Below are 12,030 nucleotides of genomic sequence, written 5' to 3' on the forward strand. Positions count from 1 at the left end.
TTATGAGATTATCTGATTATAATACACCGCTATCGGGCATGTTAGCGGCTCAAATGGGGTTACAAACAACGAAACAAAACTTGTCTAACATTCATACACCGGGTTATGTGCGTCAAATGGTGAATTACGGATCTGTTGGAGCAAGCAATGGTCATACGCCAGAACAGAGAATTGGTTACGGTGTACAAACGCTAGGTGTTGACCGTATTACTGATGAGGTAAAGACGAAGCAGTTTAATGATCAATTATCTCAACTCTCTTACTATAACTACATGAATTCGACTTTATCACGTGTAGAGTCTATGGTTGGAACGACAGGAAAGAATTCATTATCTAGTTTAATGGACGGTTTCTTTAATGCCTTTCGTGAAGTGGCAAAAAATCCAGAACAACCAAACTACTACGATACATTAATTTCTGAAACTGGGAAGTTCACAAGTCAAGTGAATCGTCTTGCGAAAAACTTAGATACAGTGGAAGCACAGACAGCAGAAGATATTGAGGCGCATGTTAATGAATTTAATCGTCTTGCTGCTAGTTTAGCAGAAGCGAATCATAAAATTGGACAAGCAGGTACACAAGTGCCGAATCAACTTTTAGACGAAAGAGATCGCATCGTTACAGAGATGTCTAAGTATGCAAACATCGAAGTATCTTATGAATCTATGAATCCTAATATCGCGAGTGTTAGAATGAATGGTATTTTAACAGTAAATGGACAAGATACATATCCACTTCAATTAAATAAAGAAAAAGACCCAATGTCAGTTGAGATTTACGGTTCAGAAATCTCTGTAACTAGCGGGGCGATAAAATCAGCGATTGATACAAAAGCGAAGATTGTTGATTATAAAAAAAATCTCGAAGACTTAATGAGTTCGATGAAAAATCAAGTGAATACAGTGATGGGAAAAGATTTCTTCGTTGGAGATTATGCGAAAGAGATGAAGTTAAATCCAGAATTCCAAAAAGATGTTTCGAAAATGAAAATGTCTGCTGAAACAGCAAATAAACTAGCAGCAGTTACAGATGACGATTATAAAGAAGGTCTTTCTTATAAACAAGCATTAGACCAATTTATAGTTCGTGTTGCATCTGATAAAAGTGCAGTAAATGGTTATCAAAAAATTCATGGCGACTTACTAGAAGGTATTCAACAAGAAAAAATGAGCGTTGAAGGTGTAAATATGGAAGAGGAAATGGTAAATTTAATGGCCTTCCAAAAATATTTCGTCGCAAACTCTAAAGCTATTACTACGATGAATGAAGTGTTTGATAGTCTATTTTCGATTATTCGATAAGTGATAATAATTGATTGGAAATATATAAGGAGGAGATAGAAATGAGAGTATCTACATTTCAAAATGCAAACTGGGCAAAGAATCAGTTAATGGATTTGAATGTGCAACAACAATACCATAGAAACCAAGTAACTTCAGGGAAGAAAAATCTTCTTATGAGTGAAGACCCACTTGCAGCAAGTAAATCATTTGCGATTCAACATTCATTGGCAAATATGGAGCAAATGCAAAAAGATATAGCGGATTCGAAAAATGTACTAACACAAACTGAAAATACTTTACAAGGTGTTTTGAAATCTTTAACGAGAGCAGATCAATTAACAGTACAAGCATTAAGTGAGCAAAATGGTGAAAAAGAATTGAAAGCAATCGGTGCAGAGATTGATCAAATTTTAAAACAAGTTGTATATTTAGCGAATACGAAAGAGCAAGGTCGTTATATTTTCGGTGGTGATAGTGCAGAGAATCCACCATTTACAGAAGATGGTACGTACCAGGGCGGAAAAAATGATGTGAACTGGCAACTAAATGACGGTTATGAATTCAAGGCGTTCCGTAACGGAGAAGCATTATTATCCCCGGTTATAAAAACGTTAAAACAGATGAGCGAAGCGATGCAAAAAGGTGACCAAAAAGCGTTACAACCGTTATTAGGGGAAAATAAGAAAAACTTAGATGGCATCATTAACCGTACAACTGAAGTTGGTTCAACAATGAACACGATGGAGACGTTTAAAACAATTTTAAGCGAGCAAAACTTAGCGCTTCAAGAAAACCGTAAAGAAATTGAGGATGTCGATTTAGCGGTCGCGATTTCTGACTTGGCATATATAAATGCAACGTATGAAGCGACGCTTAAAGCGGTTAGTACGATGAGTAAAACAAGTATTTTAGACTACATGTAATCTATAAGGAGTGAGAAAAATGGCAGGAACAACGATGACAGGTATTGGTGGTAGACAACAAATTTGGAACCTCGGAAATAATATGATCGATACTTCTAACCTAGTAGAATTAGAGATGCAAGCGTTAGATATGAGAAAAACACCGTATACTACTGAGAAGCAAAAACTTACGCAAGATAAACAAGTATATGCAAGTTTAAAGACACAATTTACTCCTTTTACTCAAGTGTTTAAAGATTTAGCAGCTTTTAAAGGGAATGAGAAAAAAGTAACGACAACACAAGACGGCTACATTAATGTGAAAGCTGATGGTGGGGCGATTGCAGGAACTTTTAATATGACAATTACACAGCTTGCGCAGCGTCATCAAATAGCTTCAAATGACATTAAAGATATAAATGCGAAGCTTCCTAAAGATGAAACATTAAAACTAGGCGGTAAAGAACTAAAAGTAACAACTGATATGACATATAAAGATTTAATTAATAAGATTAATGATGGAGATTATGGCGTATCAGCTTATACACTTGGAAATAAAATTTTCATGACCTCGAAAAAAGAAGGAACAGATGGAGTAATTAAGTTTGAGGGGAACACATCTACACTATTTCAAGATATTGGTTTAGCTAATGCGGATGGCACAGCGCTTAATACAATCAATGAAGCACAAAATGCCAAATATAGTATTAATGGTATTGAAGCTGAAAGTTTTACTAATACAATTGAGGCTCTTCCGGGTGTGAAAATTGAATTGTTAAAAGTAACTGAGCCGAAAGTAGAAGGGACACCAGATGCCGGTACAACAACAGATCCAAAAACAAAAGGTGTAGAATTAAAATTTACGGTAAGTGATTCTAATGTAACAGACACAGCCAATATTATTAAAAAGATGGTAGCAGAGTATAATAAAGCTGTTTCTACAGTTGACCTTTTTGCTGGGAAAGATGGAGTTTTCCAAGGGCAGGTAATTATGCAAAGCGTACGTCAAGCGATGAACAATGTTGCAACATTTTCTCAAGATGGTAATTATTTATTCACATTCGGTATTCAATTAAAGCAAGATGGAACGATGGAAGTTAATGATGAAAAATTAACACAAGCATTAAAAGAAAAACCTGATGCAGCGAAGCAATTTTTCTTTAGTTCTAACGGTTTAGGAAAAATGATGGAAGAACCACTTGATAAAATATTCGGTGATAAAGGTGTAGTTGGAGAACGTGTGAAAAATATTGATTCACGTGTAAGTGATTTAGATAAAAAGATTAAAGATATTGAAACGCAAAACTTGCAAAAGCAAGATGAAATTGTGAAGAAGTATCAAAAGTTAGAGAGTACATTAGCGGCGCTTGATAGCCAACTAAAAACAATTAAAGCAATGACAAAACAAAAAAGTGATGATTAATGAAAGTTGAGGAAGTGATCGTATGCAAGCATGGCAACGTTATATGCAAAATGATATTATGACGAGTAATCCGATTAAAAATACAATTTTTATTTATGAAAGATGTATTGTAGAGTTTCGTAATTTAGAAGAACTTTTACATACTTTTAAACTACAAGAAGGGGACGCACTTCTTGAAAAATTAGAACGTATTTTTGAAGAGCTAAAGCTTCAATTAAATCCTGAAATTACGAAAGATTTATATGATAGTCTCTATGGTTTATATGATTGGATTAGCATTCAAATTCAAACGATGAAAGTAACGCGTGAAGCGAAAGATATTGATGCAATTGTGAAAGTGTTACAAGATTTAATAGACGGTTACCGCGGAGCACTTGAAAATGAACAATGATATTTATCGGACGTTTGTCAGCTGTTTTAATGAAATCGGTGAATTGCAAGTGTCAGACAGAGAGTTTGCTGAGAAGAGTGAGATGTTAAATCGCTGGATGATGACATTGGATGAAGAAACGCGTGCGCAAGTTGCAGCAGAAGTAAGCCCGTTCATTATTAAGGCAGCTCAGCATATTCGGGATAAGCAAAAGATTTTGGAAGAAATGATTATGACAAATGATGGGCGAATGAAGGCTAATTCATTTTACGGTAAATATTAATAATAACGTTTGGAAACAGATTCCCCTTTTAAAAGGGGGTCTATTCCTTCGTTTACATAAAGAACTCCGCTGATTGAGGTTTCATTTTATGACTGTGATGAAAAAATAATAGTAATCTAAATAATAGAAAAATGGACTTTAGTTTGTAGTTTATATATTGAAATGTTCTATAGATTACTATGTGTATACAGTTTTTTGCATTCTTTTTTATATTTTTGTATTTTTCTAAAGACAACAATGAAAAAATGGAATAAAATATGTAAGGGTACATAATAGTAAATATTTTAATAAACGCATATAAGAAAATAAATAATGAAGTGAAACTTCTATCAGTGGATCATTACGTTAGAAAAGGAAGGGTGTGGAATATGCCAGATTTAGTGAGTGATGTAAGCCATTATATGAATTATTTAGTGACGAAACGAAATACTGTTTCTAGTAATATTGCAAATGCGAATACACCTGGCTATAAAGCACAAGATGTAACATTTGCTGAGCAGATGAATAAAAGTAGTGCCTTATATAAAAATAATGCGGCTGATTTAAAGAGCAATCCAGATTTATATCAAACGAATGAAATGCACTTACCGACAGTAAATACGAAAAATACATATGCAAAGATTCAAACGAAATCAATGCAAACGAATAAAGACGGAAATAGTGTGGATGTAACGACAGAAATGCTAGATTTAATGAAAGCAAATCAGTTATACGGTATTTCAATAAACGCAATTAATACACAATATGCAATTAACCAAGCGGCACGCGGACGTTAAAAGTAGAAGGAGAGACAACGGATGTTTCAGGCAATTAATGCAAGTGGCTCAGGGCTAACGACAGCGAGAAAGTGGATGGAAGTTACTTCTAACAATATTGTAAATGCAAATACGACGGCGGCTCCGGGGGCAGATTTATATGAGCGTCGTAGTGTGGTGTTAGAATCAAACAATAGTTTTGCAAGTATGTTAGATGGGGCTCCTACTAATGGAGTAAAAATAAAAAGTATTGAAGCAGACAAAACGGAAAATTTAGTGTATGATCCGACGCATCCGCACGCAAATGAAGAAGGATATGTACGTTATCCAAATATTGATGTAACTGCTGAAATGACGAATGTAATGGTTGCTCAAAAAATGTATGAAGCGAATACGAGTGTATTAAATGCGAATAAAAAAATGCTTGATAAAGATTTAGAAATCGGCCGAGGATAAGGGGGAAAATCGTAATATGAAAATTCAACCAATGTTACATACACAACCATTTGGAGCAATTCAATCAATTGGTGCACCGAAAACTTCTCAAACATCGGTAGCTCCGGAGAAAAAGTTTATTGATTTATTGGAAGATATGAATCAAACGCAAAACAATGCACAAACAGCAGTATATGATTTACTAACTAAAGGGGTAGGAGAAACACATGACGTTTTAATTCAGCAAAAGAAAGCTGAGTCTCAAATGAAAACGGCTGCTCTCGTACGTGATAATCTTATTGAAAATTATAAGTCACTAATTAATATGCAAATTTAGGAAAGTGGACGGGTGTGTTTAAATGGAAAAGATGAAAAATGTTATCCAATCGTTAAAAACGTGGCATAAGTTAGTAATCGGTGCTGCGCTTTTAGCGATTGTAACAGGAGCGCTTTTATACTTCACCTTGCCAGATAAATATGTTGTTGTATATCAAAATTTAAATGATGCAGATAAACAAGAGATTACAGCAGAATTATCGAAGTTAGGTGTCGATTACCAATTAGCGGCCGATGGTTCAATTCGTGTGCAAAAGAATGATGCTCCATGGGTTCGAAAAGAAATGAATGGGATGGGCTTACCGTTTAATTCGAAAAGCGGTGAAGAAATTTTATTAGAAAGCTCTCTCGGTTCAAGTGAACAAGATAAAAAAATGAAGCAAATTGTCGGTACGAAGAAGCAATTGGAACAAGATATTGTAAGAAACTTTGCGACAGTTGAAACGGCAAATGTTCAAATTACATTGCCTGAAAAAGAGACAATTTTTGATGAAGAAAAAGCGAAAGGAACAGCGGCGATTACGGTTGGAGTGAAACGTGGACAATTGTTAACGGCTGATCAAGTTGCAGGTATACAGCAAATGATTAGTGCAGCGGTTCCTGGTGTGAAAGCAGAAGAAGTAAGTGTTATTGATAGTAAAAAAGGTGTTATCTCAAAAGGAGCAGATGAAGCACATTCTAGTAGTTCCTCTTCTTATGAGAAAGAAGTAGAGATGCAGCACCAACTTGAAGGTAAATTAAAGCAAGATATTGATGCAACGTTAATGACGATGTTTAAACCGAATGAATATAAAGTGAATACGAAAGTATCTGTAAACTACGATGAAGTTACACGTCAGTCAGAGAAGTATGGTGATAAAGGTGTACTTCGTAGTAAACAAGAGCAAGAAGAAAGCTCTACTGCGCAAGAAGGGGCAGATACGAAGCAAGGTGCTGGTATTACAGCGAACGGTGAAGTGCCAAACTACGGTACGAACAATAATCAAAATGGTAAAGTTGTCTACGATAATAAAAATGGCAACAAAATCGAAAACTATGAGATAGATAAAACAGTTGAAACAATTAAGAAACACCCAGAATTAACGAAAACAAATGTTGTTGTATGGGTAGATAATGATACGTTAGTAAAACGAAGAATTGATATGACTACTTTCAAAGAAGCAATTGGAACAGCGGCAGGACTTCAAGCTGATCCGAACGGTAACTTTATAAATGGTCAAGTTAACGTTGTAACTGTTCAGTTCGATCAGCCGAAAGCTGAAAAAGAGAAAGAGCCAGAAAAAAGTGGTATGAACTGGTGGTTATTCGGTGGAATTACAGCTGGCTTATTAGCAATCGGTGGTCTAGTATGGTTCTTATTAGCAAGACGTAAGAGAAAGAAAGAAGAAGAGGAATATGAAGAATACTTAGCAGAAGATGAAATTGCTGCAAGTAATGAAAGTATCTTGGAAATTCCTGAAGAAAAAATAGTGCCAGAGCCAAAACCTGAACCAGAAGAACCGAAAGAACCAACGTTAGATGAACAAGTGCAGGATGCTACGAAAGAACATGTAGAAGGTACTGCAAAAGTAATTAAAAAATGGTTAAACGGACAGTAAGGGAGGAACAACGATGTTAGATGAAATCTCCTCCAAAGAAAAAGCTGCCATCCTCATTCGTACATTAGACGAAGGGGTGGCAGCAAAAGTCATTGAATATATGACAGCTGAGGAAAAAGAAGTATTACTTCGTGAAATTGCGAAGTTTCGTGTATATAAACCAGAAACGTTAGAGAATGTACTAGGAGAGTTCTTATATGAACTAAATGTAAAAGAATTGAACTTAGTCACTCCAGATAAAGAGTATATTCGTCGTATATTTAAAAACATGCCAGAAGACGAACTGGAAAAATTATTGGAAGACCTTTGGTATAACAAAGATAATCCATTTGAATTCTTAAATTCACTTACAGATTTAGAACCACTTCTTACAGTGCTTAATGATGAGTCACCACAAACAATTGCAATTATCGCTTCTTATATTAAACCGCAACTTGCGTCTCAATTAATTGAGAGATTGCCAGATCATAAGCGAGTAGAAACGGTAATGGGTATTGCGAAACTAGAACAAGTTGATGGTGAATTAATTAATCAAATTGGTGAGTTGTTAAAAACGAAATTAAATAATATGGCATTTAGTGCAATTAATAAAACTGATGGCTTGAAAACAATCGTAAACATTTTAAATAATGTTTCACGAGGTGTTGAAAAAACAGTCTTTCAAAAACTGGATGAAGTCGATTATGAGTTATCTGAGAAAATTAAAGAAAATATGTTTGTCTTTGAAGACTTACTTGGTCTTGAAGATCTTGCGCTTCGCCGTGTATTAGAAGAAATTACAGATAACGGTGTTCTTGCGAAAGCACTTAAAATTGCAAAAGAAGAAATTAAAGAGAAATTATTTACATGTATGTCTTCAAACCGTAAAGAGATGATTCTAGAAGAATTAGATGGCTTAGGACCGCTTAAGATGACGGATGCTGAAAAAGCGCAGCAAACGATCACTGGTACAGTGAAAAAGCTAGAGAAAGAAGGAAGAATTATCGTTCAAAGAGGTGAAGAGGATGTCCTTATTTAAAAACAGAATTCCGAAGAATTCTGTTTCTTTTTCTGAAGAAACGTATGAATTACAATTTCCAAAACCAGCTTCAGTCCAAATAGAAGAGGAAGAATTACAAGCAGATCATGCAGAGCTTCGCGCCCAGCAAGAATCATTACATATGGAAATGAATCAGCTAAGGCAAGAGCAGCAAATGCTAGAACGAGAGCGTCAGCAGTTATTACAAGATAAAGAACAATTTCAAATGCATATTCATGAACAAATGGAACAGATGGAAGCAGCGCGTGTGCAGTTTCAAAAAGAACAACAAGAAATAGCATATGAATGGACAGAGTTATTATGGGATCAATCATTTCATTTAGCAGAAAAAATCGTGAATCAAGCGGTAGATTCACGATTGCTTGATGTGCTACCTATTTTAACTGGCATCGTGCAAACATTGCCAACTTCGTTTGAAAAATTAATCATTACAGTACATCCAGAAACGTTTGAACGTATTCAAGAAGAGAAGGAGAATACGAAAGAATATTGGTTACTACAATTAGTAGAATGGAAATATGATTTCTCCCTGCAGTTTGGTGAATTTGTTCTGGAAGAAGAGAAAGAGTTCTTTGAATTTAAATTTGCACCTATATTTGCGAAACTTCGTCAGAAATGGGAAGAAGAGAAGTTATTTGAGGAGCAAAATGTATGAGCCGCCTGTTAATGAATGAGAACGAAAAATGGAATAAGTTCATTGAAACACCGCTGTATACGAAAGTAGGTAAAGTTCATAGTGTACAAGAACAGTTTTTCGTAGCAAAAGGGCCGAAAGCGAAGATCGGAGATGTTTGCTTCGTTGGAGAACATAACGTCTTATGTGAAGTGATTGCTATTGAAAAAGAAAATAATATGCTACTTCCATTTGAACAGACAGAAAAAGTATGTTATGGAGATTCAGTGACACTAGTTTCAGAAGATGTTGTTGTACCACGTGGTAATCACTTGCTCGGAAAAGTGTTAAGTGCAAATGGTGAAGTGTTAAATGAGAAAGCTGAAAACATTCCATTACAGAAAATAAAACTAGATGCACCGCCTATACATGCATTTGAACGTGAAGAGATTACCGATGTATTTGAAACAGGAATAAAATCAATTGATTCTATGCTAACAATTGGTATCGGTCAAAAGATTGGTATTTTTGCTGGGTCAGGTGTTGGTAAATCTACTTTACTTGGAATGATAGCAAAAAATGCAAAAGCTGATATAAACGTTATTAGTTTAGTAGGAGAACGTGGCCGGGAAGTAAAAGACTTTATTCGAAAAGAGTTAGGCGAGGAAGGTATGCGAAAAAGCGTCGTTGTTGTAGCGACGTCAGATGAAAGTCATCTTATGCAACTTCGTGCAGCGAAACTCGCAACGTCTATTGCTGAATACTTCCGTGATCAAGGTAATAACGTATTACTTATGATGGACTCTGTTACTCGTTTTGCCGATGCACGAAGAAGTGTTGATATTGCTGTTAAAGAGTTACCGATTGGTGGTAAAACACTATTAATGGAAAGTTATATGAAGAAGCTGTTAGAGCGGTCCGGTAAAACACAAAAGGGATCTATAACAGGTATTTATACGGTACTTGTTGATGGGGACGATTTAAATGGTCCTGTACCAGATTTAGCACGTGGTATTTTAGATGGACATATCGTATTAAAGCGTGAGCTTGCAACGCTTAGTCATTATCCTGCAATTTCAGTATTAGATTCAGTAAGTAGGATTATGGAAGAAATCGTTTCACCACATCATTGGCAACTTGCAAATGAAATGAGAAAGATTTTATCAATTTATAAAGAAAATGAATTGTATTTTAAGTTAGGAACGATTCAAGAAAATGAAGAAAATGCTTATATTTTTGAATGTAAAAATAAAGTAGAAGGCATAAATACATTTTTAAAGCAAGGCCGATCGGATAGTTTCCCATTTGATGATATCGTTGAAGCGATACACCATATAGTATAAGGCCTCTGCCCAAGAGGTCTTATTTTTTTGTTTTTTAATATTTCACAGATTTTTTTGGAAAAAAACTATATAATAGAAAAAGAGAACGTTATAATAGGAAGGGGCTATGAAAACAGGTGGATAAACAGCAGTACGACACAATAAAATTGCAAATAAATCAAGAAAAAGAGCATATTTTAAAAGAAGTGTATGAATTAACAGCTGAAAAAAGAAAAATAGAACAAAAAAAAGAATATGATTTATATGTTGTGAAATCGCGTAGTAAAGTCGTACAAACTGGGCAACGTATTATGGCTGGCATGCTTTCTTCACATACGTTTTCACCTGAAAGAATAGAAGAATGGAATCGAAAAATTAAAAAAACAGAAGGTTTTATTCAAAAAAATGAAAGCCTTTTAGAGCAAGTAAAAGAAAAAGAACGTGTCATTGATGAGATGTATCAAGAAGATTGCAGAAAGCTTGCGAAAGCACAAGAAAAGCTGGAAGAAAAAATGCTTCTGGATTTGAAAATGTGTATGAATGGATGAGGTGAATGTAGTGATACAGTCTGTATTACCGGTGCAACAAAGTTTACCTCCGCAAAAAGAAAAAGGGCTAGAAGTACAATCGAAAAATGAAGATTCTTCATTCGATCGTACGATGAGAATCGAAAATAAAAAGCAGCCGAAAACGGAGAAAACGAAACGAGAAGAAGCACCAAAAGAAGAGAAAAAAGAATATAACCTTTCTAAACCATCGGTAACGAAAGAAGAACCAATTGTAAAGAAAGAAGAAAAAAAAGAGACAGAACAGTTGTTATTAGCTGTATCTGAGCAAATGGTTGCAATTGAGCAATTACATGTGCAGCCGGAATTGTTATATCAATACATACAAAAAATACAAGAGCTATATAAAGAATATGGCAATATTAAACTTAATGAATTACCTGCAGCTGAATTACAACAATTACAAGAACTTCTTTCAAATATGAATATCAAAAATGCTATATGTTTAGAAGATACAATGCAAATGGTATTAGACAAAATGAAGATGCCAGAGCAAATGATGCAAGCATTGAAGGTTGTAGAAACAGAAACTTGTAATATTGCAAAGGTACAAGAAGAGTCTAAAGAGGTAGATCTTCCGAAACTTGAGAGCGATGATGCAAAGGTAGAGTTGCCAGAAGTTGATGCATTAAACGATTCGAGCTCTGCAGGTGCAGAATTATTAAATAAAACGACGAGTACCGAACAAGTAGGGAAATCAAATAGTGGTGCTGAGAAAGTTTCATTACCTGACTTAGGAAAGAAAATGGAAGCGCAAGTAGAAGCGCTGCAAAAATTTGTAGTGAAACAAGAACGTGTTTTATTCCAGTTAAATCCAGAAAAACTTGGTACATTAACAGTGTTTATGAAAAAACACGGAGATCAAATTGACGTTCACGTAGAAATGGAAAAACACGATGCGAAAAAACGTGTTGAAATCATTTTTGATGAATTGAGATTAAAGTTAAAAGAAAAAGAAATCAATATTCAAATTAGCTATTCAGATAAAGATGAAAATCGTAAAGAACAGCGAGAACAAGAGCAAAGGCAAAAACAAAAATTAGCAAATACAAATCATGAAAAACAACAATCAACAGAATTTGCGGGATTATTGGAGGAATAAAGC

Annotated in this window: 14 protein-coding genes; all 14 read left to right on the plus strand. The window is 34.9% G+C overall.

Features of this window, described 5'->3' with window-relative positions; translation table 11 throughout:
- Positions 1-2 precede the first annotated feature (2 nt).
- The 14 genes from flgK (at position 3) to ACTL4X_RS08410 (ending at position 12,027) form a co-directional block, all read left to right on the plus strand.
- Positions 3-1,301, plus strand: a complete 1,299-nt coding sequence (flgK, locus tag ACTL4X_RS08345) for a flagellar hook-associated protein FlgK (protein ID WP_001239711.1) — start codon at positions 3-5, stop codon at positions 1,299-1,301.
- A 41-nt stretch (positions 1,302-1,342) separates the two neighbouring features.
- The gene (locus ACTL4X_RS08350; RefSeq protein WP_001266416.1) at positions 1,343-2,206 is read left to right on the plus strand and encodes a flagellar hook-associated protein 3; all 864 of its coding nucleotides are present in this window, start codon (positions 1,343-1,345) and stop codon (positions 2,204-2,206) included.
- Between the two features lie 19 nt (positions 2,207-2,225).
- Positions 2,226-3,608 (plus strand): flagellar hook-associated protein 2, encoded by a 1,383-nt coding sequence (locus ACTL4X_RS08355; RefSeq protein WP_000929308.1) that lies wholly within the window; start codon positions 2,226-2,228, stop codon positions 3,606-3,608.
- 22 nt (positions 3,609-3,630) lie between these two features.
- Positions 3,631-3,999 carry a flagellar export chaperone FliS gene (locus ACTL4X_RS08360; protein ID WP_001149516.1) on the plus strand — a complete coding sequence of 123 codons (369 nt, stop codon included), beginning with the start codon at positions 3,631-3,633 and terminating at the stop codon, positions 3,997-3,999.
- Positions 3,989-4,261, plus strand: a complete 273-nt coding sequence (locus ACTL4X_RS08365) for a hypothetical protein (RefSeq protein WP_001058088.1) — start codon at positions 3,989-3,991, stop codon at positions 4,259-4,261. The genes ACTL4X_RS08360 and ACTL4X_RS08365 overlap by 11 nt, the downstream gene beginning before the upstream one ends.
- A gap of 317 nt (positions 4,262-4,578) precedes the next feature.
- Positions 4,579-5,037, plus strand: coding sequence for a flagellar basal body rod protein FlgB (gene flgB / locus ACTL4X_RS08370; RefSeq protein ID WP_370445031.1), 459 nt, complete (start codon positions 4,579-4,581; stop codon positions 5,035-5,037).
- 21 nt (positions 5,038-5,058) lie between these two features.
- The gene (gene flgC / locus ACTL4X_RS08375; RefSeq protein WP_000484680.1) at positions 5,059-5,472 is read left to right on the plus strand and encodes a flagellar basal body rod protein FlgC; all 414 of its coding nucleotides are present in this window, start codon (positions 5,059-5,061) and stop codon (positions 5,470-5,472) included.
- A gap of 16 nt (positions 5,473-5,488) precedes the next feature.
- On the plus strand, positions 5,489-5,788 hold the full coding sequence (gene fliE / locus ACTL4X_RS08380; RefSeq protein ID WP_000701670.1) for a flagellar hook-basal body complex protein FliE: 300 nt from the start codon (positions 5,489-5,491) through the stop codon (positions 5,786-5,788).
- A 22-nt stretch (positions 5,789-5,810) separates the two neighbouring features.
- Positions 5,811-7,385 (plus strand): flagellar M-ring protein FliF C-terminal domain-containing protein, encoded by a 1,575-nt coding sequence (locus tag ACTL4X_RS08385; protein WP_000413931.1) that lies wholly within the window; start codon positions 5,811-5,813, stop codon positions 7,383-7,385.
- Between the two features lie 13 nt (positions 7,386-7,398).
- The gene (gene fliG, locus ACTL4X_RS08390; protein WP_000883356.1) at positions 7,399-8,403 is read left to right on the plus strand and encodes a flagellar motor switch protein FliG; all 1,005 of its coding nucleotides are present in this window, start codon (positions 7,399-7,401) and stop codon (positions 8,401-8,403) included.
- Positions 8,390-9,079 carry a FliH/SctL family protein gene (locus ACTL4X_RS08395; protein WP_000051695.1) on the plus strand — a complete coding sequence of 230 codons (690 nt, stop codon included), beginning with the start codon at positions 8,390-8,392 and terminating at the stop codon, positions 9,077-9,079. The genes fliG and ACTL4X_RS08395 overlap by 14 nt, the downstream gene beginning before the upstream one ends.
- Complete coding sequence (gene fliI / locus ACTL4X_RS08400; RefSeq protein WP_017672970.1) at positions 9,076-10,380, plus strand: flagellar protein export ATPase FliI; 1,305 nt, start codon at positions 9,076-9,078, stop codon at positions 10,378-10,380. Before ACTL4X_RS08395 ends, fliI begins: the two co-directional genes overlap by 4 nt.
- Positions 10,381-10,496: 116 nt before the next feature.
- Complete coding sequence (locus ACTL4X_RS08405; protein WP_000360859.1) at positions 10,497-10,907, plus strand: hypothetical protein; 411 nt, start codon at positions 10,497-10,499, stop codon at positions 10,905-10,907.
- A gap of 10 nt (positions 10,908-10,917) precedes the next feature.
- Positions 10,918-12,027 (plus strand): flagellar hook-length control protein FliK, encoded by a 1,110-nt coding sequence (locus ACTL4X_RS08410; RefSeq protein WP_142285641.1) that lies wholly within the window; start codon positions 10,918-10,920, stop codon positions 12,025-12,027.
- The last annotated feature ends 3 nt before the right edge of the window (positions 12,028-12,030 follow it).

Origin of the sequence: Bacillus sp. RE35 (assembly GCF_052146655.1) — a bacterium.
Classification (GTDB): Bacteria; Bacillota; Bacilli; order Bacillales; family Bacillaceae_G; genus Bacillus_A; species Bacillus_A cereus.